Annotated in this window: 22 protein-coding genes and 2 pseudogenes; 17 read left to right on the top strand and 7 right to left on the bottom strand. The window is 72.5% G+C overall.

Annotated elements, in window-relative coordinates:
* The first annotated feature begins 16 nt into the window (after positions 1-16).
* Complete coding sequence (locus ACWD5O_RS00505) at positions 17-223, top strand: hypothetical protein (protein WP_387323373.1); 207 nt, start codon at positions 17-19, stop codon at positions 221-223.
* Between the two features lie 154 nt (positions 224-377).
* Here the strand turns inward: ACWD5O_RS00505 and ACWD5O_RS00500 are convergent, their stop codons facing one another.
* From ACWD5O_RS00500 to ACWD5O_RS00490, 3 genes are read right to left on the bottom strand one after another with little or no spacing between them, the layout of a single operon-like run.
* Complete coding sequence (locus ACWD5O_RS00500; RefSeq protein ID WP_387323376.1) at positions 378-722, bottom strand: DUF779 domain-containing protein; 345 nt, start codon at positions 720-722, stop codon at positions 378-380.
* Positions 722-2,227, bottom strand: coding sequence for an aldehyde dehydrogenase (gene adh, locus ACWD5O_RS00495; protein ID WP_387323379.1), 1,506 nt, complete (start codon positions 2,225-2,227; stop codon positions 722-724). Before adh ends, ACWD5O_RS00500 begins: the two co-directional genes overlap by 1 nt.
* Positions 2,228-2,269: 42 nt before the next feature.
* Positions 2,270-3,553: a GAF domain-containing protein gene (locus tag ACWD5O_RS00490; RefSeq protein WP_450084228.1), complete on the bottom strand. Its 1,284-nt coding sequence runs from the start codon at positions 3,551-3,553 to the stop codon at positions 2,270-2,272.
* A 153-nt stretch (positions 3,554-3,706) separates the two neighbouring features.
* Here ACWD5O_RS00490 and ACWD5O_RS00485 point away from each other — a divergent pair, with 153 nt between their 5' ends.
* From ACWD5O_RS00485 to ACWD5O_RS00460, 6 genes are all read left to right on the top strand, one after another.
* Entirely contained in the window at positions 3,707-4,372 is a 666-nt protein-coding gene (locus ACWD5O_RS00485; RefSeq protein ID WP_354962769.1) for a response regulator transcription factor, read from the top strand.
* The gene (locus tag ACWD5O_RS00480) at positions 4,369-5,433 is read left to right on the top strand and encodes a sensor histidine kinase (protein ID WP_387323385.1); all 1,065 of its coding nucleotides are present in this window, start codon (positions 4,369-4,371) and stop codon (positions 5,431-5,433) included. The genes ACWD5O_RS00485 and ACWD5O_RS00480 overlap by 4 nt, the downstream gene beginning before the upstream one ends.
* 120 nt (positions 5,434-5,553) lie before the next feature.
* On the top strand, positions 5,554-6,582 hold the full coding sequence (locus ACWD5O_RS00475; RefSeq protein ID WP_450084227.1) for a threonine ammonia-lyase: 1,029 nt from the start codon (positions 5,554-5,556) through the stop codon (positions 6,580-6,582).
* Positions 6,579-7,709: a D-alanine--D-alanine ligase family protein gene (locus ACWD5O_RS00470; RefSeq protein WP_387323391.1), complete on the top strand. Its 1,131-nt coding sequence runs from the start codon at positions 6,579-6,581 to the stop codon at positions 7,707-7,709. Before ACWD5O_RS00475 ends, ACWD5O_RS00470 begins: the two co-directional genes overlap by 4 nt.
* Positions 7,706-8,377: a M15 family metallopeptidase gene (locus ACWD5O_RS00465; protein WP_450084226.1), complete on the top strand. Its 672-nt coding sequence runs from the start codon at positions 7,706-7,708 to the stop codon at positions 8,375-8,377. Before ACWD5O_RS00470 ends, ACWD5O_RS00465 begins: the two co-directional genes overlap by 4 nt.
* Positions 8,378-8,439: 62 nt before the next feature.
* Positions 8,440-9,105: a hypothetical protein gene (locus ACWD5O_RS00460; RefSeq protein ID WP_450084225.1), complete on the top strand. Its 666-nt coding sequence runs from the start codon at positions 8,440-8,442 to the stop codon at positions 9,103-9,105.
* Positions 9,106-9,189: 84 nt separating this feature from the next.
* Here the strand turns inward: ACWD5O_RS00460 and gabT are convergent, their stop codons facing one another.
* Both gabT and ACWD5O_RS00450 read right to left on the bottom strand, forming a co-directional pair.
* Positions 9,190-10,461, bottom strand: a complete 1,272-nt coding sequence (gene gabT / locus ACWD5O_RS00455) for a 4-aminobutyrate--2-oxoglutarate transaminase (protein WP_450084224.1) — start codon at positions 10,459-10,461, stop codon at positions 9,190-9,192.
* Positions 10,462-10,466: 5 nt separating this feature from the next.
* A complete protein-coding gene (locus ACWD5O_RS00450; protein ID WP_450084223.1) occupies positions 10,467-11,903 on the bottom strand; it encodes a gamma-aminobutyraldehyde dehydrogenase in 1,437 nt (478 codons plus the stop codon).
* Positions 11,904-12,005: 102 nt separating this feature from the next.
* On the opposite strand from ACWD5O_RS00450, the gene ACWD5O_RS00445 reads away from it, so the two are divergent.
* From ACWD5O_RS00445 to ACWD5O_RS00435, 3 genes and pseudogenes are all read left to right on the top strand, one after another.
* A complete protein-coding gene (locus ACWD5O_RS00445; protein WP_450084222.1) occupies positions 12,006-12,356 on the top strand; it encodes a helix-turn-helix domain-containing protein in 351 nt (116 codons plus the stop codon).
* Between the two features lie 36 nt (positions 12,357-12,392).
* A pseudogene (locus ACWD5O_RS00440) lies at positions 12,393-13,118 on the top strand (RNA-guided endonuclease InsQ/TnpB family protein); the annotation flags it as partial.
* Between the two features lie 265 nt (positions 13,119-13,383).
* A complete protein-coding gene (locus ACWD5O_RS00435; protein WP_450084221.1) occupies positions 13,384-14,823 on the top strand; it encodes an aldehyde dehydrogenase family protein in 1,440 nt (479 codons plus the stop codon).
* On the opposite strand, the pseudogene ACWD5O_RS00430 reads toward ACWD5O_RS00435, so the two are convergent.
* Positions 14,820-15,094 (bottom strand): annotated as a pseudogene (locus ACWD5O_RS00430) (SUKH-3 domain-containing protein). The gene ACWD5O_RS00435 and the pseudogene ACWD5O_RS00430 sit on opposite strands and share 4 nt — an antisense overlap.
* Before the next feature lie 46 nt (positions 15,095-15,140).
* Positions 15,141-15,983, bottom strand: a complete 843-nt coding sequence (locus tag ACWD5O_RS00425; RefSeq protein WP_450084220.1) for a YwqJ-related putative deaminase — start codon at positions 15,981-15,983, stop codon at positions 15,141-15,143.
* Here ACWD5O_RS00425 and ACWD5O_RS00420 point away from each other — a divergent pair.
* The 7 genes from ACWD5O_RS00420 (at position 15,891) to ACWD5O_RS00390 (ending at position 21,747) form a co-directional block, all read left to right on the top strand.
* On the top strand, positions 15,891-16,493 hold the full coding sequence (locus ACWD5O_RS00420) for a DinB family protein (RefSeq protein WP_450084219.1): 603 nt from the start codon (positions 15,891-15,893) through the stop codon (positions 16,491-16,493). The two genes, ACWD5O_RS00425 and ACWD5O_RS00420, sit on opposite strands and share 93 nt — an antisense overlap.
* Positions 16,494-16,588: 95 nt before the next feature.
* Entirely contained in the window at positions 16,589-16,888 is a 300-nt protein-coding gene (locus tag ACWD5O_RS00415) for a hypothetical protein (protein WP_450084218.1), read from the top strand.
* Between the two features lie 50 nt (positions 16,889-16,938).
* Positions 16,939-17,631, top strand: coding sequence for an endonuclease V (locus tag ACWD5O_RS00410; protein WP_450084217.1), 693 nt, complete (start codon positions 16,939-16,941; stop codon positions 17,629-17,631).
* 163 nt (positions 17,632-17,794) lie between these two features.
* Complete coding sequence (locus tag ACWD5O_RS00405) at positions 17,795-18,853, top strand: hypothetical protein (RefSeq protein WP_354962783.1); 1,059 nt, start codon at positions 17,795-17,797, stop codon at positions 18,851-18,853.
* A 68-nt stretch (positions 18,854-18,921) separates the two neighbouring features.
* Positions 18,922-20,307 (top strand): phosphomannomutase/phosphoglucomutase, encoded by a 1,386-nt coding sequence (locus ACWD5O_RS00400; protein ID WP_450084216.1) that lies wholly within the window; start codon positions 18,922-18,924, stop codon positions 20,305-20,307.
* Positions 20,308-20,368: 61 nt separating this feature from the next.
* The gene (locus ACWD5O_RS00395; RefSeq protein ID WP_030490836.1) at positions 20,369-20,554 is read left to right on the top strand and encodes a Trm112 family protein; all 186 of its coding nucleotides are present in this window, start codon (positions 20,369-20,371) and stop codon (positions 20,552-20,554) included.
* A complete protein-coding gene (locus ACWD5O_RS00390) occupies positions 20,551-21,747 on the top strand; it encodes an SIS domain-containing protein (RefSeq protein ID WP_450084215.1) in 1,197 nt (398 codons plus the stop codon). The genes ACWD5O_RS00395 and ACWD5O_RS00390 overlap by 4 nt, the downstream gene beginning before the upstream one ends.
* Positions 21,748-21,794 lie beyond the last annotated feature (47 nt).

Below are 21,794 nucleotides of genomic sequence, written 5' to 3'. Positions count from 1 at the left end.
CGAAGTTCATACCCGAGTGAGGCCGCACGATCGGCCCTGCCCGGTCCGGCCGAGCGGATGCCGGCATGACCCGAACTACGGCGGCTGCGTCCCGATCGCCAGCGACGTCGACTGCCTACCGGGCGGCGGCAACGGCCCCGCCTACGTCACAGGCCCCGTCAAGGTCATCGGCGACGACATCTACGACCTGGACCGCGACAACGACGGCTACGGCTGCGACTGATCCTGCGGCGGGCCCAACGGTCACACAGCGTCCCACGCGGGGGAGGACTGGGTTTCGAGCGTTATACCTCTGAGTCATATCTATACCTCAGAGGTATAACGCTCTCCAGTGCGGGCGGCTCCGCCACCCACGCCCCACCGCGCCGGAGCCGACGTCACGCGGCGAGGCGGGAGCGGATCAGGAAGCGGACGCCGTCCGGGGCCTCCAGGGAGAAGCCGCTGCCGCGCCCCGGGACCACGTCCACGGTCAGCCTCGTGTGCTTCCACAGTTCCCACTGTGCGGTCGACATCCAGAAGTCGACCGGCTCCGGCACCCCGTCCACAGCTAGCGAGGCGAGCAGGACGTCGGACGAGCCGGTGCGGAACTCGCCCGCCGGGTAGCACATCGGGGCGCTGCCGTCGCAGCAGCCGCCGGACTGGTGGAACATCAGCGGCCCGTGCCGCCCCCGCAGCGACCGGATCAACTCGGCCGCGGCGGGGGTGACGGAGACGACGGACATCAGAAGAAGCCGAGCTTCTGCGTCGAGTAGCTGACCAGCAGGTTCTTGGTCTGCTGGTAGTGCTCCAGCATCATCTTGTGGTTCTCCCGGCCGATGCCGGACTGCTTGTACCCGCCGAACGCGGCGTGCGCCGGGTACGCGTGGTAGCAGTTGGTCCACACCCGGCCCGCCTGGATGGCCCGCCCGGCCCGGTACGCGGTGTTCATGTCCCGGGTCCAGACGCCCGCGCCCAGCCCGTACAGGGTGTCGTTGGCGGTCTTGACGGCGTCGTCGAGGTCGGCGAAGGAGGTCACCGAGACCACCGGTCCGAAGATCTCCTCCTGGAAGACCCGCATCGAGTTGTCGCCCTCGAAGATCGTCGGCTGGACGTAGTACCCGCCGGACAGCTCGCCGCCCAGGTCCGCGCGGGACCCGCCGGTGAGCACCTTGGCGCCTTCCTGCCGGCCGATGTCCAGGTAGGACAGGATCTTCTCCAGCTGGTCGTTGGACGCCTGCGCCCCGATCATCGTGTCGGTGTCCAGCGGGTGCCCCTGCACGATCTGCTCGGTGCGGGAGACCGCCGCGGCGAGGAAGTCGCTGTAGTGGCCCTGCTGGATCAGCGCCCGCGACGGGCAGGTGCAGACCTCGCCCTGGTTGAGGGCGAACATGGTGAAGCCTTCGAGCGCCTTGTCCAGGAAGGCATCAGAAGCAGCGCTGACGTCGTCGAAGAAGATGTTCGGGCTCTTGCCGCCCAGCTCCAGGGTGACGGGTTTGATGTTCTCGCTGGCGTACTGCATGATCAGCCGCCCGGTGGTGGTCTCACCGGTGAACGCCACCTTGGCAACCCGCGCCGAGGACGCCAGCGGCTTGCCGGCCTCCACGCCGAAGCCGTTGACGATGTTGAGCACGCCGGGTGGCAGCAGGTCCGCCACCAGCGACAGCCAGTAGTGGATCGATGCCGGGGTCTGCTCGGCCGGCTTGAGCACCACGGCGTTGCCGGCGGCCAGCGCGGGCGCCAGCTTCCAGGTGGCCATCAGGATCGGGAAGTTCCACGGGATGATCTGCCCGACCACGCCGAGCGGCTCGTGGAAGTGGTACGCGACGGTGTCGTCGTCGAGTTCGCCGAGCGAGCCCTCCTGCGCCCGGATCGCCCCGGCGAAGTAGCGGAAGTGGTCGATGGCGAGCGGGATGTCGGCGGCCAGCGTCTCGCGGACCGGCTTGCCGTTCTCCCAGCTCTCGGCGATGGCCAGCGACTCCAGGTTCTCCTGCATCCGGTCGGCGATGCGATTGAGGATCAGGGCCCGCTCGGCCACCGAGGTGCGCCCCCAGGCGTCGGCGGCGCCGTGTGCGGCGTCCAGGGCCTTCTCGATGTCCGGTGCGGTGCCCCGGGCCACCTCGGTGAAGGTCTGCCCGGTGACCGGGGTCGGGTTCTCGAAGTAGCCGCCACCGTGCGGCTTGACGTACTCGCCGCCGATGAAGTGGTCGTAACGGGACTGCCAGTGGGTGGGCGCGTCGTAGCGCGTCATGGTTACCTCCGCCGTCGTTGTGCGGGTGTGCCGACGGCGACGTTAGTTTCCGGAACGTTGCAGCCACGTTGCGCGCGGTAGGTCGTACTCCCCGGCGAGCTGGTCGATGCGGGCGAGCGCGAGCGGCCGGCGTGGCGCGCCCGCCGGCAACGCCCGCGCCAGGGCCTGCCAGGCGGTCAGGTCGTCGTCCCCGGCGGACGTCGCGGTCCAGGTCGCGAGCAGCGCCGGGTCCGCGGTGGCCAGCACGGCCGCGCGGAGCTGGCCGTCGATGAGCCGACGTAGTCGCGTCACTCCCGGTGCGTCCGAGCCGGGCAGCAGCGACCCGGAGTACGCGTCGAGCGCGCCCGCCGGATCGCCCTGGTCCAATCGGTCCGCGACGGTGGTGAAGTCGGCGCGGACGGTGCCGCGCAGCCGGTACGGGCGGGAGTCGAGCAGTTCGGGGCCGAGCACCCGGCGCAGCCGGGACAGCTCCGCGCGCAGGGTGACCGGGTGCAGTCGGTCGTCCCCGTACAGGTCGAGGCCGAGCTGTTCGCCGGTGCGCCCCTCGGGATGGTGCAGCAGCAGCACCAGCAGCTCGCTGTGCCGGCGGCCGAGCCGGATCCGCCGCCCGTCGACCCGCAGCTCCGCCTCGTCCCGGCCGAGCGCGGTCACGGTGGCGACGCCGGGCTCCACCGGTCGGTCGGTGGCGAGCTGCGCCTCGGCGGCCCGGGCGGTGGCCCGGACCAGCGCCAGGCTGTGCGGGTTGGCCAGGTGGTCGCCGCCGGTGATGTCGACGGCGCCGAGCAGCCGACCGGTGACCGGGTCGTGGATCGGCGCCGCGGCGCAGGTCCAGCGCTGCACCGGCCGGCTGAAGTGCTCGGTGGCGAAGATCTGCACGCTGTGGTCGACGGCCAGCGCGGTGCCGGGGGCGTTGGTGCCGGCGTGTCTCTCGTCCCACAGGGCGCCGGGCACGAAGTTCATCCGTTCGGCGTGCCGGCGCACTCCCGGGTGGCCCTCCACCCAGAGCAGCCGCCCGTACGCGTCGCAGACCGCCATCAGGTGCGCGCCGTCCTGTGCGATGCCGCCCAGCAGGTCCCGGAACAGCGGCAGCACCCGGGCCAGCGGGTGAGCGGCCCGGTAGCTCGCCAGCGCGTCGTCGACCAGGTCGACCGGCGGGGTGGCCTCCGGGTCGAGCTGCGCTGAGCGTTCCCACGAGCGGCGTACCACCTCCCGCACCCGGTGCGGGGCGGCGCCGGCGGCGAGGAACGCCTCGTGGGCGGCGCCGACCTGCGCGATCCGCTCCGCCGGATCGACGCCGAATTCCAGGGCGAGCCACGGGTCAGCCATCGGGCGACCTCCTCGGCTTCCATCGTGACGCAGCTCACCCCTGATCGCCAACCGTCCGATCCGCCGGGGACGGATGACGCAGAGTGCTTACAGAACCCTTAACCCCGGCCTGCGACGGTATGCCGGACGAGTGGAACCACGGGGAGCGGAAACGTGCGGGTGCTGGTGGCGGACGACGAGCGGTTGCTGGCGGACACGGTGGCCGAGGGGCTCCGACGCCTCTCGATGGCCGTCGACGTCTGCTACGACGGCGACGGTGCGCTGGAGCGGATCGGAGTTAACCGGTACGACGTGGCCGTCCTGGACCGGGACATGCCCGGGCACACCGGAGACGAGGTGTGCCGCACCATCGCCGACTCCCAGGTGGGCACCCGGGTGCTGCTGCTCACCGCGGCGGCCGGCATCCGGGACCGGGTGGCCGGTCTGGACCTCGGCGCGGACGACTACCTGACCAAGCCGTTCGCCTTCGCCGAGCTGGTCGCCCGGGTGCAGGCCCTCGGCCGGCGGTCCACCCCGGCGCTTCCGCCGGTGCTGGCGCAGGACGGTGTGGTGCTGGACGTGGCCCGGCACGTGGCCACCCGGGACGGCCGCCCGCTGGCGCTGAGCCCGAAGGAGTTCGCCGTGCTGCACGTGCTGCTGCGCGCCGCCGGGCAGGTGGTCAGCGCCGAGGAGCTGCTGGAGCAGGCCTGGGACGAGTTCGCCGACCCGTTCACCAACGCCGTACGGGTCACCGTGATGACCCTGCGCAAGAAGCTCGGCGACCCGGCCGTCATCCACACCGTGCCCAAGGCCGGCTACCGGCTCGGCGGCCCGGCGTGAGCTGGACGCCCCGCCGCCGGGTGCTGCTCGTGGGCCTGCTGGCGTTGCTGGCCGGGCCGCTCCTGCCGAGGGTCGGCAAGTGGCTGAGCGGGCTGATCTGGACCCGTGGGCAGCAGATCTGCGATCTGCCGCTGCCCGGCCTGATGGAGGTCTGCGCGTCGGCACACCAGGGCGGGTTCGTGCTGCCGGTGGTGGCCATGCTGGTCGTGGTTCTGGCCACCCTGGTGGCGCTCTGGTTCGGCGCGGTGTGGTGCCTGCGTCCCGTCCGCGACCTGGCCGAGCCGATCGGGCACCTCGGCCCGCAGAACCTCGGCCACCGGATCCGGCCCCGAGGCCGCGACGAGCTGGCCCGGCTGTCCCGGGCGATCGACGAGATGATGGAGCGCGTCTCCGCCGGGTACGAGGGGCAGCGGCGGTTCGCCGCGAACGCCTCGCACGAACTGCGTACCCCGCTGGCGGTGCAGCGCACGCTGATCGAGGTCGGGATGGCGCGGTCGCTCACCGCTGAGCAGCTGGAGCTGTTGACCGGCCAGCTGCTGGAGACGAACGAGCGCAACGAGCGGCTGATCGAGGGCCTGCTCGCGCTCAGCGAGAGCGACCAGGGCCTTCGCTCGCGTACCCCACAGCGGCTCGACGAGATCATCGCCGCGGTGCTCGCCGGATACCGGGACCGTGCCCGGGAGGCCGCCGTGACGATCGACGCCCACCTCACGCCCCGGGTTGTGGTCGGCGAGCGGGTGCTGCTCGAACGCCTGGTCACCAACCTGGTGGAGAACGCGATCAAGTACAACCGGCGCGGCGGCTCGCTGACCGTCACGGTCGGCGGCTCGCCCGCGCTGTCCGTGGTCAACACCGGTCAGCCGGTGCCGGCCGAGGCGGTCGCCGGCCTCTTCGAGCCGTTCCGCCGCCTCGCCCGGGATCGCACCTCGCACGGCGGCGGCGCCGGCCTCGGCCTGGCCATCGCCCGCTCGATCACCCAGGCGCACGACGGCATCATCGCTGCCCGACCCGGCGAGCAGGGCGGCCTGCGGGTGGACGTCCAGCTACCCGCTCCGCCCTAGCACTCCCACCCGCCCTCCCGGGGTCCGCGTGTCGCGGCATCCCTGCCTTCGGCGTGCCCGAAAACAACCGTCTGCCAGCCGTGGACCCGGTCCCGGCCCCAGCGCGACAGAAGGAGAACCATGTCCCGCACCGCTGCTCCGGCCGGCCTGTGCCGTGCCGACGTCGAGGAGGCCGCCCACTGGCTCTCCGGTCGGGTGGTCCGTACCCCCGTGCTGCGGTCCCCGGTGATCGACGGGCTGGCCGGGGCCCGGATCCTGCTCAAGGCGGAGAACCTCCAGGACGGCGGCTCGTACAAGATGCGCGGGGCGCTGCGGTCGGTCGGCCGCCTCGCCACGGCCGGGCACGACGGGGTGATCGCGCAGAGCACCGGCAACCACGCGGTGGCCGTGGCGTTGGCGGCCCGGCAGCACGGGCTCGCGGCCACCGTGGTGCTACCGGTCGACGCGGCGTCGACCAAGGTCGAGCGGGCCCGGGCGGCGGGGGCGCGGGTGGTGTTCGCCGGCACCAGCGTCGACGAGCGGGTGGCGACGGCCCGGCGGCTCAGCGAGGAGACCGGTCACCCCGTCATCGACGCGTACGACCACCCGGACGTGATCGCGGGGCAGGGCAGCGCCAGCCTCGAGCTGATCGAGGAGGCCGAGCGCGCCGGCAGCCCGCTGGACGCGTTGGTGGTCCCGGTCGGCGGCGGCGGCGGGGTGGCGGGCGCCTGCCTGGCCGCCGCCGGCACCGCCATCGAGGTGTACGGCGTGGAGCCGGTGGGCTGCGACTCGTTGGCCCGCAGCCTCGCGGCCGGCGAGCGGGTTCCGGTCGCCCCGGCGCCCACGATCGCCGACGGGCTGCGGCCGTCCTGCGTGGGTGAACTGCCGTTCGCCATCCTGCGGACCGCCCTGCGCGGGGTCGTCCGGGTCGACGACGACGAGATCGCGGCGGCGTTCCGGCTGCTCCTGATGGAGCTGAAGGTGCTGGTCGAGCCGTCCGGAGCGGCCGGTCTGGCCGGTGCGCTCCGGCTAGCCGCCGAGGCCGGTGTGCCGTGGCAACGAACGGTCGGCGTGGTGCTGACCGGCGGAAATGTGGAGGCGGCGCTGGTGGCCCGGTTGACGGTCCAGCGGCTCGCCGAGTTGACGACTGTGGAAGGAGCGGCGGCATGAGCGCGCCAACTCGGATCGGAATCCTGTTCGGCGGCCCGTCGGCGGAGCACGAGGTCTCCTGCGCCTCCGCGCTCGGCGTGGCCCGGGCGCTGGCCGGCGGCGGGTACCGCACGGTCGCCATCGGCGTCACCCGCACCGGTGCGTTCCGGCTGATGCCGGACGCGCTGCTGGCCGAGCTGCGCGACCGGCCCGCCGCCGAGCGGGCGATCGACGACCGGCTGACGGTGACCGGGCCGGCGGTCGAGCTGCGCTCCGGCCCGCGCGCGGGCACCGTGCAGGTGTCCGCGGTGAACGCCCCCGGCGCGGTGCACGCGGAGCTGGACGTGGTCTTCCCCGTGCTGCACGGCCCGTTCGGTGAGGACGGGGTGGTGCAGGGGCTGCTGGAGTCGCTGGACGTGCCGTACGTCGGGTGCGGCATCCTGGCCTCCGCGGTGGGCATGAACAAGGTGGCGATGAAACGGGCGCTGCGCGCCGACGGCATCCCGACCACCCCGCACGTCGCGTTCGACGCGCACACCTACCGCGCGACCGACGACCCGGAGAAGTTGGTGCTCGGCCTGCGCCGGCCGCTGTTCGTCAAGCCCGCCAGCATGGGCTCCTCGATCGGGATATCCCGGGTGGACGAGGGCGACGACCTGGCCGCCGCGGTCGAGGAGGCGCTCCGGCATGACCAGCTCGTCATCGTCGAGCAGGGGGTCACCGGCCGGGAGTTGGAGTGCGCGGTGCTCGGCGGCTGGCGCCCGGAGGCGTCGGCCGTCGGGGAGGTGCGCGTCGCCGGCGGCTGGTTCGACTACCAACAGAAGTACTTCGGCGACGCCGACCCCATGATCGTCCCGGCGGTGCTGCCCGAGGAGGTGACCGAGCGGGTTCGCGAGCTGTCGCTGCGCGCGTTCGCCGCGATCGGCGGCTGGGGGCTGGCCCGGGTCGACTTCCTGTACGACGAGACGACCGGTGAGCTGTACGTCAACGAGCTGAACACGATGCCCGGCTTCACCGCGCACTCCATGTACCCGAAGGTGTGGGCGGCGGCCGGCGTCGGCTACCGGGAGGTGGTGGATCGGCTGGTCGAGCTGGCCCGTACCCGGCACGCGAGCCGACCCGTGACCGCCACCAGGAGCGGCCGATGATCCTGCTCTCCGATCCCCGGGTGGCGGCGGTGCCCAGCGCCGACGACGGCGACCCGTTGGTGGACCTGCGCGAGCTGCCGGAGCTGCGACTGGACCGGCGTGCGGCCGACCCGTCCGGCGCGTACGCCCGGCTGCGCGCCGGCGTCGCGGACCGGCTCCTGGCCGCGCAGCGTGCGCTGCCCGTCGGGGTGCGGCTGCTGGTCATCGAGGGGTACCGGCCGTACCAGGCCCAGTTGGTCATCTTCACCGGCTACCGGGATGAGCTGCACCGGCGGCACCCGGACTGGTCCCCGGAGCGGCTGCACCGGGAGACCACCAAGTTCGTCTCGCCGGTCGAGGTGGCCCCGCACAGCACCGGCGGGGCCGTGGATCTGACCCTGTGCACCGACGACGGCGTGGAGTTGGATCTCGGCACGGCCGTCGACGCCACGCCGGAGGACAGCGCGGACGCCTGCTTCACCGACGCCCCCACCATCGACGGGGCCGCCCGGCGGCACCGGCAGATCATGGTGGACGCGCTCGGTGGCGCCGGGCTGGTGAACTACCCGACCGAGTGGTGGCACTGGTCGTACGGGGACCGCTACTGGGCCGTGACCACCCGGGCGCCTCGCACCCGGTACGAACCGGTGGATCTGGCCGCCGCGGCGATCGGTGCCCGTGTCGGCTGAACGGTAGGGCGCTCCCGTCCGTACCAGGCGGTAAGAAACCACCGAGGACGGGAGTGACGGCGATGAGGGTGCAGCGCAAGCACGTGCTGGCGGCGACCGTGGCGGTGCTCGCCGCGGCGGGCGTGGCGGTGGGGACCGGTTTCGGGTTCGCCGGGACCGCACCGGCACGGCAGTCCGTCTGCACGGGCTTGGTCACCTTCTCGGCCGAGGGCGGGGCGCCGGCGGCGACCAGCGACCGGTTCCCGGTGGGTACGCGGCTGCGGGTGACCAACCTGGACAACAACCGGGCGGCCACGGTGACGGTGACCGGCCCGTCGGGCAGTTGTGTGCTGCTCAACGCCGCCGCGATGGAGCTGGTCCGTGAGCCGGGGAAGAACGTGATCCGCCGCAACGTGGTGGAACTGCTGGACGGCGAGGCCGCCCCGCCGGCAGCCGGCACGGTCCGGCCCGGGTCCGCGTCTCCCGGCGCGCCGGGCCCGGCGCCCCGCTCGGCCTGCTCGGGCTCGGTCACCTTCTTCGCCGGGGGCGGGACGCCGGCGGCGACCAGCGGGCAGTTCCCGGTGGGTACGCGGCTGCGGGTGACCAACCTGGACAACAACAAGGTCACCACGGTGACGGTGACCGGCCCGTCGGGCAGTTGTGTGCTGCTCAACACCGCGGCGATGGACCAGATCCGTGAGCCGGGCAAGAACGTGGTCCGCCGCAACACCGTCGAGGTCCTGCGCTGACGATCGGCCGTCAGAAGCTGACACTGCCGTTAGGAAGGGCCCCTTCTTATGCACCAGGCGTTAAGAAGGGGCCCTTCCTTCGGGTCAGGCGAAGGTGGCGTCGAGGATGTCGGCGCCCCGAGTCAGGTGGGCGTCGGAGATCACCAGCGGGGGCAGGAAGCGCAGCACGTTGCCGTACGTGCCGCAGGTCAGGGTGAGCAGGCCGGCGGCGTGGCAGGCGGCCGAGATCGCCGCCGTGGCCGACGGGTCGGGAATGAGCGTGCCCGGCTGCACCAGTTCCACGGCGAGCATCGCGCCCCGACCGCGTACCTCGGCGATCCGGGGGTCCCGCTCGGCGATGGCCCGTAGCCGGGGCGCCAGCACCGCCTCGATCCGACGGGCCGCGCCGACCAGATCCAGCTCGTGCATGGTCTCGATGGTCGCCAGCGCGGCCGCGCAGGCGAGCGGGTTGCCGCCGTACGTGCCGCCGAGCCCGCCAACGTGCACCGCGTCCATCAGCTCGGCCCGGCCGGTCACCGCCGCCAGCGGCAGGCCGCCGGCGATGCCCTTGGCCAGGGTGACCAGATCGGGCTCGACACCCTCGTGCTGGCAGGCGAACCAGTCGCCGGTACGGCAGAAGCCGCTCTGGATCTCGTCGGCGACGAAGACCACCCCGGCCGCCCTCGCCCAGCCGCTCAGCGCCGGCAGGAAACCCGGCGCGGGCACCACGAAGCCGCCCTCGCCCTGGATCGGCTCGATCAGCAGCGCGGCGACGTTCTCCGCACCGACCTGCTTCTCGATCATCTCGATCGCCCGCGCCGCCGCGTCCGCGCCGGACAGCCCGCCATCGCGCAGCGGGTACGACATCGGCACCCGGTAGATCTCACCGGCGAACGGCCCGAACCGGTGCTTGTACGGCATGTTCTTCGCGGTCAACGCCATCGTCAGGTTGGTCCGGCCGTGGTACGCGTGGTCGAAGACCACGACCGCCGGCCGCCCGGTGGCGTGCCGGGCGATCTTCACGGCGTTCTCCACCGCCTCGGCGCCGGAGTTGAACAGGGCCGAGCGCTTCTCGAACCCGCCCGGCGTCAGCGCGTTGAGCTGCTCGCACACCGCCACGTACGACTCGTACGGCGCGACCATGAAGCAGGTGTGGGTGAACCGCTCGACCTGCGCCCGTACCGCCTCGACGACCTTCGGCGCGGAGTTGCCGACGCTGGTCACCGCGATGCCGGCGGCGAAGTCGATCCACTCCCGGCCGTCGACGTCGGTGAGCGTTCCGCCCGACGCACGGTCGACATAGGACGGGATCACGCTGCCGACACCTCGGGCGACCGCCGCCCCGCGCCGCTTGTGCAGATCCTCCGACGATGCCATCTGGATCAGCTCCCGATGTTGTGCATGACGTGCTTGATCCGGGTGTAGTCCTCCAGGCTGTAGACCGAGAGGTCCTTGCCGTGCCCGGAGTGCTTGAAGCCGCCGTGCGGCATCTCGGAGACGAACGGAATGTGCGTGTTCACCCAGACGCAGCCGAAGTCCAACCGCCGGGTCATCCGCATCGCCCGGCCGTGGTCCCTCGTCCAGACCGACGCCGAGAGCCCGTAGTCGACGCCGTTGGCCCAGCGCACCGCCTCATCCTCGTCGGAGAACCGCTGCACGGTGATCACCGGCCCGAACACCTCGTCCTGGATGATCTCGTCGGCCTGGCGCAGCCCGGAGACCACGGTCGGCGCGTAGAAGTAGCCGCGCTCGCCCTGCCGGGAACCGCCGGTCTGGATCGCCGCGTGGTCCGGCAGCCGGTCGACGAAACCGCTGACCCGGGCGAGCTGGTTGGCGTTGTTCAGCGGGCCGTAGAGCACGTCGGCGTCGTCCGGTGCGCCGGTCCTGGTGGTGCGGGCCTGCTCAGCGAGCGCCGCCACGAAGTCGTCGTGGATGCCCGGCCCGGCCAGCACCCGGGTGGCCGCCGTGCAGTCCTGCCCGGCGTTAAAGTAGCCGCCCAGCGCGATGGCCTCGGCAGCCGCCGCCACGTCCGCGTCGTCGAAGATCACCACCGGCGCCTTGCCGCCCAGTTCCAGGTGGGTCCGCTTCAGGTCGGGGGCCGCCGCGGCGGCGACCTCCATGCCCGCGCGGGTCGAACCGGTGATCGACACCAGCTTTGGGGTCGGGTGCGAGACGAGGGTACGGCCGGTGTCCCGGTCGCCGCAGACCACGTTGAACACCCCCGGTGGAAAGAACTCCGCGGCGATCTCGGCGAGCAGCAGCGTCGACACCGGCGTGGTGTCCGACGGCTTGAGCACCACCGTGTTGCCGGCGGCGAGCGCCGGGGCGATCTTCCAGACCGCCATCATCAGCGGGTAGTTCCACGGGGTGACCTGGGCGCAGACGCCGATCGGCTCACGCCGCACGTACGAGGTGTGCCCGGCCAGGTACTCCCCGGCGGACCGCCCCTCCAGCAGACGGGCGGCGCCGGCGAAGAAGCGGAACTGGTCCACCGCCGGCGGTAGCTCCTCCTCGGCGGTGAGCTGGCGCGGCTTGCCGGTGTTGCGGACCTCGGCGTCGACCAGTTCCGCCGCCCTGGCCTCCACGGCGTCGGCGAGCTTGAGCATCGCCCGCTGCCGCTCGGCCGGGGTGACGTCCCGCCAGCTCTCGAAGGCGGTCGCGGCGGCGGTCATCGCCGCGTCCACGTCCGCCGCGCCGGAGACCGGGGCCTGGGCGAACACCTCACCCGTGCAGGGGTCGATCAGGTCGGCGTAGCCACCGTCGGCTCGTTCGACGTAGGAGCCGTTGACGAAGTTGCGCAGCTGCTGCTGGTCACTCATCTAGTTGTGCGGCGTGGAAACCCGGCCGTGCAGGGCCGGGAGGAAACGCCGCTCCCTCCTCTCGGAAATGGCGTCACATGGACTGCTGGTAAGATGTGAAGCATGGGTGAGGTTGTGAAGCGGGCATATAAATTCCGCTTCTATCCGACGCCCGAACAGGCTGCGGCGCTCAACCGCACCTTCGGATGCGTGCGCAAGGTGTACAACCTCGCCCTCGACGCGCGCACCCGTGCGTGGGCCGTCGACCGGCAGCGCAGCACCTACGTGCAGTCGTCGGCTTGGCTCACCGAATGGAAACGCACCGAAGAACTGGCCTACCTCAACGAGGTCAGCTCGGTGCCGTTGCAGCAAGCCCTGCGGCACCTGCAAGCCGGCTTCGCCGCGTTCTGGAACAAGCGCGCCAGGTACCCGCGGTTCAAGTCCAAGCGCAAGTCCCGGGCATCGGCGGAGTAAACCCGCTCGGCCTTCCGCTGGCGCTACGGCCAACTCACCCTCGCCAAGATGGACACGCCGCTGACCATCGTGTGGTCCCGGCCCCTGCCCGACGGTGCCGAGCCGTCTACGGTCACGGTGTCCCGTGACCCGGCCGGCCGTTGGTTCGTGTCCATGCTGGTCGAAGACCCGACGGTCGCCGCTCTGCCGCCTATCGACACGACGGTCGGGGTGGACGCCGGCATCACCAACCTGCTGACCCTCTCCACCGGGGAGAAGATCACCAACCCCCGGCATGAGCGCGCCGACCGGCGCAGGCTGGGCAAAGCGCAACGCGACCTGTCCCGCAAAGCCAAGGACTCCGCCAACCGGGCCAAAGCCCGCCTCGCGGTGGTCCGGATCCATGCCCGCATCGCCGACCGGCGGCGCGACAACCTGCACAAGCTGTCGACTCGACTCGTCCGCGAGAACCAAACGGTCGTGATCGAAGACCTCAGCGTGCGCAACATGCTGCGCAACCACAGTCTCGCCCGGGCTATCGCGGGCGCAGCCTGGTCGGACCTGCGCGGCATGTTGGAGTACAAGGCCGCCTGGTACGGGCGGACCGTGATCGCCATCGACCGCTGGCACCCGAGCACGAAGACCTGCTCGGCGTGCGGGCGAATCAACACCGCGATGACCCTCGGCGTCCGCGCCTGGACGTGCCCCGGCTGCCATGCGGCGCACGACCGGGACGTCAACGCCGCCAGAAACATCCTCGCCGCCGGGCTGGCGGAGAGCTAAAACGCCTGTGGAGCTGACGTAAGGCCTCACGGGAGTTCTCCCTTCGGGCAGTCGGCGGTGAAACAGGAACCCTCGCTGGTGACGGCGAGGAACTCCGGCCCTTACGGGCCAGGAGGATGTCAAGGCTGGATCTCTCCGAGGTCGGTCGGTCTGAGGTCTGCGGCGGTTATCGCAATCTGTCTGCCATCTTGGCCACCGAATTCGCGGTAGACAAGGGCTGCAGCGACTGTTTCCGTCGGCCGCTCTCTCGTCTACGCTGCTCGGCGTGGAGCCCGTACCCTTCTTCGTCGCCTCCCGCCCCGCCCACGGCGAGGGCGAGCTGACCGTCCACCACCCATACGACGGTCGCCCGGTGGGGCGTACCACCCTCGCCACGGCCGACCAGGTCGAGGCCGCCGTCGCCGCCGCGGCCGGGGTGGCCGCGCAGGCCGCGGCTCTGCCCGCGCACGCCCGCGCGGCGGCCCTGGACCACGTCTCCCGGCGGCTCGCCGAACGCGCCGACCCGGTCGCCGCCCTGATCACCGCCGAGAACGGCAAACCGCTGAAATGGGCCCGCGCCGAGGTCGGACGGGCCGTCTCCACCTTCCGGTGGGCCGCCGAGGAGGCCCGCAGGTTCTCCGGGGAGCTGCAAAGACTCGACACCGACCCGGCCGCCAGCGGGCGGATCGCGCTGGTGCGGAGGGTGCCGAGAGGGCCGGTGCTGGGCATCGCGCCGTTCAACTTCCCGCTCAACCTGGTCGCGCACAAGGTGGCACCGGCTATCGCGGTCGGCGCGCCGATCATCGTCAAACCGGCCCCGGCGACGCCGCTGTCCGCGCTGCTGCTCGGCGAACTGCTGGCCGAGACCGAGTTGCCGGCCGGCATGTTCTCGGTCCTGCCACTGCCGAACTCCCGCGCCGCCGAGCTGGTCACCGACCCCCGACTGCCGGTCGTGTCGTTCACCGGGTCCGGGCCGGTCGGCGCGGCCATCCGTCGGCAGGCGCCGGACAAGCACGTGACGCTGGAGCTGGGCGGCAACGCCGCCGCGGTGATCTGCGCGGACTGGACGGCCGACGAGGACCTGGCCTTCGCCGCGCAGCGGATCGCCACCTTCGCCAACTACCAGGCCGGACAGTCGTGCATCGCCGTCCAACGGGTGTACGTGCACCACAACCTGTTCGCCGACTTCCTGCCGCGCCTGGTGGCGGCGGTGCGCGCGCTGCGCACCGGCGACCCGGCCTCCGAGCTGACGGACGTGGGCCCGATGGTGTCCGAGGACGCGGCCCGCCGGGTCGAGACGTGGGTGGCCGAGGCGATGGCGGCCGGCGCCACCGTCGAGGTGGGCGGCGAGCGCGACGGCGCGACGTACCCCCCGACCGTCCTCACCGGCGTGCCGGCGGGCGCCAAGGTCGTCGCCGAGGAGGTGTTCGGCCCGGTGCTCGTGGTCGCCCCGGTCGCCGACGACCAGGCCGCGTTCACCGCGGTCAACGATTCGGCGTACGGGTTGCAGGCGGGCGTGTTCACCCGGCGCCTGGACGTGGCCTTCTCCGCCGCGCGGTCGCTGGAGGTGGGCGGGGTGATCGTCGGAGACGTGCCGTCGTACCGGGCGGACCAGATGCCGTACGGCGGGGTCAAGGGCAGCGGCGTCGGCCGGGAGGGGCTGCGCAGCGCGATGGACGACTACACCGAGCCGCGGGTCATGGTGCTGACCGGACTCGCGCTCTAGCCGACCGGCCAGGTGCCGTCGTCACGGACCCGGGCGGGGGCGCGGCCGAGCAGCAGGGTGGTCAGCGCGGCGTCGATGGTGTCGCCGAGGAACCACTCGCCGGCCTGGTCCAGTGCGAAGACCGGGCCGTGCTCGTCCACGCGAGGATGCTGTCCTGCTGCTCGGTGCCGATCGGAAAGAGCCGTACGCCGAGCACCGCCCCGAAGTCGGCGAGTGTGTCGGCGGTGTGCGCGATGGTGTGCGGGCGGATGTCGAAGCGGGAGATCCACACCTGCTCGCCCGGGCCACGCCGGGCGCCGACAGGCTGGGGAACGCGGTCAGCGCCTCAAAGCGGCGGGGAAGACCTCGTGTCGGTGCGCCCGCCCCGGCACGGCGGTGACGTCCCGCACGGCAGCGGCGGCCATGATCTGATCCCCGATGTGCGGTCGCCAACCGGCCGCCACCAACGCGTTGGCGACGTCGGGCGGAAAGCGGCCCGGGTCGGGGTCGGGCTCCGCCGGTGCTTGCCAGGTCTCGGTGTAGGCCCGCGCCGACTCCGGCAGGACGTTGTCGCGGACCAGAAAGTTGATGCACGAGTCGCAGGGCCGGTCGGCCACTCCAACAGCGGGATCGCCCTGCTCACGGATCCGGAAGACCTCCAACCGGGCATCCTCGAAGAGGAGCGCCGCGTCGCCCCGACCCATCGGCGCGACGCCCTCGGCCGCCCGCACGTGGTCGTACTCGTGCAGTACGTCGGACACCACGATCAGCTCGGCATGACTCTCGCCGCCGCGGACCAACTCACCAGGCGGCAGTTCGTCCAGGTAGGTACGGATGAGCGGGTGATGGTTCAGCGGGACGTCGCCCTTCGTCCCCTGCGCCGTCCAGACCCGACCGCCGATGGCCAGGTGCGCGGCGGAGTTCGGGGTGGGGACCCGGTTGATCTCCCGGACCAGCGGGCTCGACGGGTCGACCGTGCGGGGCGGAGCAGCTCCGAGCTGCCGGTGACCCGGGCGCGGACCCTGGGCTGGCGGCGAGTTAGGCAGAACCCATTGCGGCTTCCGTCGCGGATCGACGAGGGTCGCCGTATGGCTGATTCCCTCACCGACCCCGGCCCCGAAGCGAATACCTCCGGCAGTGAGCCGGGCAGAACCTTCGAATGGTTGGCCAGGTTCGTCCACCCGGACGACGACCCCCGCTCCGGCAGCGACATCGTCGACGAGCGGACCGTCCTCATCGAGTTTCTGCGCAACCAGCGTCTGACCTTCCAATTGAAGTGCGACGGTCTGGACGCCGACCAGTTGGCCCGGCGGCCGGTTCCGCCGTCGACGATGTCGCTGCTCGGTCTGATCCGGCACCTGGCCGAGGTGGAGCGCGGTTGGTTCCGGCGGACGATGGCGGGTCAGGACGCGCCCAAGCTCTACTGCTCGGACGACGATCCCGATGGCGACTTCGACGGTGCGGTGGCCGAGTCGGAGGTGGTGGCGGAGGCGTGGCGTGCCTGGCGGGCGGAGGTGGACTTCGCCGAGCGGTTCGTCGAGGCGTCCGATCTCGGGGTGCAGGCGCGGCAGCGCAAGGGCAACACCATCGTGCTGCGTGAGCTGTTGGTGCACATGATCGAGGAGTACGCGCGGCACAACGGCCACGCCGACCTGTTTCGCGAGCGGATCGATGGCCGGGTCGGTCAGTGAGCGTCAGCGGAGTCCGGCTCGGCGTGGGTGTCGGGGCGGCGGCACGGCCGGTGCGCGCGGCACGCCGCCCGGGAGCGGCGGAATAACATCCAGGGATGGCAGCAGAACCGGGGACGGAGAAGAAGAGTCAGTCCAATGCCTGGGCCTGGCCGGTGGGCATCCTGCTCGGTCTGGCCATCGGCATTCCCTTGTTCGGTTCGACGGGCGGCGTCGCCTTCGGTGTCGCCATCGGCATCGCCTTCGCGATCGCCTTCGGTGCGACCAGGAAACCGGCCGAGAGCCGCAGCGGCGGTGACTCGGACGGCGACGCCGGCACTACCGGTAGCGGCCCGACTCGGGGCGGGCCGGAGGGCAGCGCCACTGGGGACGATGCCGGCGGCTCGCGCCAAGGATGAACGACTCCGGATCAGGGATATCGCGGCATCGAGGGCAGTGGGACAGCCCGATGTCGCCGAAACCGAGTGGATCATGGCAGGAGGCGGGGCCGCGCAGTGTGGCGGAGGCCGTGGCCGTACAGGAGGAGTTGCGGCCGCTGGTCGACCTGGTCGGGCCGGGGCCGGCCGCGCCGGCCACGGTGGCTGGCCTGGACGTCGCGTACGCGAAGAGCGGTGACCTGCTCGCGGCGGCGGTGACCGTGCTGGACGCCCGGACGCTGGCCGTGGTGGACTCCGCGGTCAGCGTGGGCCGGCCCGCGTTCGGCTACGTCCCGGGGCTGTTCGCCTTCCGTGAGATGCCCGCGTTGCTCGCCGCGCTGGACCGGCTGACCACCCTCCCGACCCTGCTGGTCTGCGACGGTCACGGGCTGGCCCATCCGCGCCGGTTCGGGCTCGCCTGTCATCTCGGGGTGGTCACCGGGCTGCCCGCGATCGGGGTCGGGAAGACGCCACTGGTCGGCGAGTGGGTTCCGCCGCCCGCCGAGCGGGGTGCCTGGTCGCCACTGCGTGACGGGGGCGACGTCGTCGGTCGGGTGGTGCGGACCCAGGCCGGGGTGAAGCCCGTCTTCGTCAGCGTCGGGCACCGGATGAGCCTGGCCAACGCCACCGCGCAGGTGCTCGCGCTGGCCCCGCGCTACCGGTTGCCGGAGACCACCCGTACCGCCGACCGGCTCTGCCGGGACGCCCTCGCGGCGGCGGTCTGACCGGTCGGAGACCGACGGCATGAGGCACCCGCCGCAGGTCGGCGGGTTGGGGTCGGAAACCGTAACGCCGCACACATGCGGGCCGCTCTATGACCGGTGGTGGGGGTGGCCCGGTAGTAGCCTGACCCGCGGACCCCACCCGGGGAGGAACGGTGAGGTGATCATGACGGTTCGTCGGCGCGCGGCGCGTCTCGCGACGGTCTGCGGTCTGGTGGGCGGCTTGGTGATGCTCGGTGCGTCCCCCGCGCTGGCCGACGACGACTCGGTCCGCGTGGGTGCGCCCAGCAGCTTCGCCGCCGGCGGCTCCCCCGAGGGGGTGAACGTCGCGGTGCGCAAGCGCTCGGACGGGTGCGTCCTGCTGCGTACCGCCCTGGGCCTGCGTCTCTCGGGCCTCCAGCCGGATCAGGTGTCGGTGCAGGTCAACGCGGGCGGGCGCTGGTTCCCGGTGGCTGTCTCCGGCGGCGGCGGCAGCGTGGCGACCGCGCAGACCTCGCCGGCGAAGCCGACCCTCTGCAAGGGCAAGGGCATCACCGTGCGGTACCGGGTGGCGTTCGCCGCCGGTGCGCCGGCCGGCCGGCTCGCGGTGACCGGCGTGGCGCTCAGCGCGGCGGGCCAGGAGTTGGGTCGGGGTTCCGACTCGTCGAAGCTGACCAGCCGGGCATCGGCGTCGCCGACCCCGTCGAAGAAGCCGTCGCCCACCCCGAGCGCGACCATCGAGGCCGCCCCGACCGACGACGCGGTGAACCAGGCCGTGCTGGGTGGCGTGTCCGGCGCACCCGACACCACGGCGACCGCGGCCGAATCATCCGGCGGCTCGCCGGTGATGTTCTTCGGTATCGCGATGGTGGCGGTCGGCCTGCTGCTCATCGTGCTGCTGTTCCGTCGCTCGCGTCAGGACCGGAAGCCGGCCGACGAGCTGTCCGGACCGCTGCCGGGCAACCCCGGTGGCACCACCTACCGCTCCGGGAGTGGGTCGCCGGCCGCGCCCGGCCAGCCCGGCCAGGTGTACGGCCAGCAGCCGCCGCCCGGCGGCTACGGCGCGGTGCCGGCTCCCCGGCCCGCAACCGGCGGGGTCTACGGCGCCCCACCGGCCGGGCCCCCGTCGCCGCCCGGCGCGACGCAGGCCATGCCGGACGCTCCGGATGGCCGGCCCGGCCCCGACGAGCCACCCGCCGCCGCTGGCGGCGACCACACCGTCTTCATGCCTCGGCTGCCCGGCTGAGCGGGGCCGGACCCGGACCCTCCGATACGCTCAGGTCCGGTGGAACCTGCGGCCAAGGAGCGGAACCCGTGTCTGATCTGTCCCAGATCGTGAAGGCGTACGACGTCCGAGGGACGGTGCCGGACCAGTGGGACGAGCGGGTCGCCGAAGCCCTCGGAGCCGCGTTCACCCAACTGCTCAACAGCACCGACGAGCCGGGCGACGCGGTCGTCATCGGGTACGACATGCGAGCCACCTCGCCGGGGCTGACCGCGGCCTTCGCGGCCGGCGTCCGCGCCGAGGGGCGCTCGGTGATCGAGATCGGGCTGGCCTCCACCGACCTGCTCTACTTCGCGTCCGGCTCACTCGATCTGCCGGGTGCGATGTTCACCGCCAGTCACAATCCCGCGCAGTACAACGGCATCAAGATGTGCCGCTCGGGTGCCCGCCCGATCGGCCAGGACAGCGGTCTGACGGAGATCCGTGAGCGGGCCCAGGCCCTGCTGGACTCGGGCGAGGCCCGCCCGGCCGGCGACCCGGTCCGGCCGGCCGAGCGGCGCGACCTGCTGCCCGACTACGCCGCCTACCTGCGCAAGCTGGTCGACCTCTCCGGTATCCGGCCACTGAAGGTGGTGGTCGACGCCGGCAACGGGATGGGCGGCTTCACCGTCCCCACCGTGCTCGGCGACGCCGCCCTGTCGGCCCTGCCGTTGGAGATCGTGCCGCTCTACTTCGAGCTGGACGGCACCTTCCCCAACCACGAGGCCAACCCGCTGGACCCGGCGAACCTGGTCGACCTCCAACGCGCCGTGGTCAAGCACGGAGCCGAGATCGGGCTCGCCTTCGACGGCGACGCCGACCGCTGCTTCGTGGTGGACGAGCGTGGTGAGCCGGTTTCACCGTCGGCGATCACGGCCATGGTCGCCGCTCGGGAGCTGGCCAAGCACCCGGGTTCCACCGTGATCCACGGGCTGATCACCTCCAGCGCGGTGCCGGAGATCATTCGTGAGCACGGTGGGGAGCCGGTGGTCGCCCGGGTCGGGCACTCCTTCATCAAGGCGGAGATGGCCCGCACCAACGCCGTCTTCGGCGGCGAGCACTCGGCGCACTACTACTTCCGGGACTTCTGGTTCGCCGACACCGGAATGCTCGCCGCGATGCACACGTTGGCCGCGCTCGGCGAGCAGTCGCTGCCGCTGTCCGTGCTGGCCGGCGAGTACGAGCGCTACATCGCCTCCGGTGAGATCAACTCGACGGTCGTCGACCAGGCGGCGGCGGTGGCCGAGGTGCGCGCGGCGTACCCCGAGGCGGTGGCCGACGAGATGGACGGGCTCACGCTGCGTTTCCCGGACGGCGCCTGGTTCAACCTGCGAGCCTCCAACACGGAGCCGCTGCTGCGGCTCAACGTCGAGGCGCCCACCCGCGAGCGGATGGTCTCGCTCCGGGACGAGGTGCTGGGCCGGGTTCGCCGATAAGATCGCCTGCGCCGGTCGGCACCGCCGCCGGTAAAGCCGCACACGTGGAAGGAGCCGTGCCATGGCCCTGGACCCGCAGTTGCTCGAGATTCTCGCCTGTCCGGACACGCACCACGCCCCGCTCACCTACGACGCCGAGGCGCAGACGCTGACCTGCACGGAGTGCGGCCGGATCTTCGAGGTCCGCGACGACGTGCCGGTGCTGCTGCTCGACGAGGCGCGCGGCGGCCCCGGGCAGCCGTCATGATCGACGGTACGGCCGGGGTCAGCGGGCGTCGCGACGCCGACGAGGCCCTGCTCGACAGCCCGGAGGCGTTGGCCGAGCACGACCCGGGCGGCATGCTCCGGCACACCGCCTCGGCCGGTGCGCAGGTCCGCGAGACGGCCGCGCTGGCCGCCGAGGCGAACCTGGCGGTGCTCGCCGACGACGGGCGGCCGCGGGCCGTGGTCATCGCCGGCATCGGCACCGCCGGGCGTACCGGAGACGTGCTGGCCACGGTCGCCGGGCCGCGCTGTCCGGTGCCGGTCATCGCGCACCGCAGCGCTGGTGTTCCCGGTTGGGTCGGTGCGGCCGACGTGGTCATCGCGGTGAGCGCGTCCGGTCGTAGCCCGGAGGCGCTCGGCGCCGCCGAGGCGGCGCACCGGCGTGGCGCACGGCTGGTCGCGGTGGGCGCCCCCGACTCGCAGTTGCAGTCGGTCGCCGAGCGGGCCCGCGCGCCGTTCATCCCGGTGCCCCGGCGTGCTCCGGCCCGGGCCAGCCTCTGGGCGCTCACCGTGCCGGTTCTGCTCGCCGCCCGTTCCCTGGGGCTGGTGAAGGTCAACGAGGCGGACCTGGCGGAGACCGCGGCCCGGCTCGACGCGGACGCCGACCGCTGCCGCTCCACCGCGGAGTCCTTCGTCAACCCGGCGAAGTCGCTGGCCCTGGGCCTGGCCGGCTCGGTCCCGATTGTCTGGGGCTCGTCGCCGCTGGCCACCGTGGCGGCCCGCCGGTTCGGTGACACCCTGTCGGCGAACGCCCGCTACCCGGTGGTCACCGGGGCGCTCGGCGAGGCCGGCCGGGGCCGGGTCGGGTTGCTGGACGGCGTCTTCGGTGGCCTGGCCGAGGGGGAGCGGGACATCTTCGCCGATCCGGCGGAGGACGAGGGCGAGGGCACCCGGCTGCGGCTGGTGCTGCTGCGCGACGGCGGGCTCAACGCCGAGGACGACACGGACGAGCCGCTGGCGGTCGAGGAGCGCCGCGCGGACGCGGTGCGGACCCTCGCCGAACGCCGCGGTGTGCGCTGCGACGTGGTGACCGCTGAGGGTGGGTCCGCGCTGGAGCGGCTGGCCTCGCTGATCGCCGTACCGGATTTCGCCTCGATCTACCTTGCCCTGGCCCACGGGCTGGACCCGATGGCGGTACCGGCCATCACCGAGATGAAGGAGCTGTCGAACCAGTGAACGGACGTAGGGGACGGCTCGCCATGCGCGCAGCGGGCAGCGCAGTG

This window comes from Micromonospora sp. NPDC005161, assembly GCF_053599855.1.
This window is presented reverse-complemented; position numbering and strand designations above follow the sequence as displayed.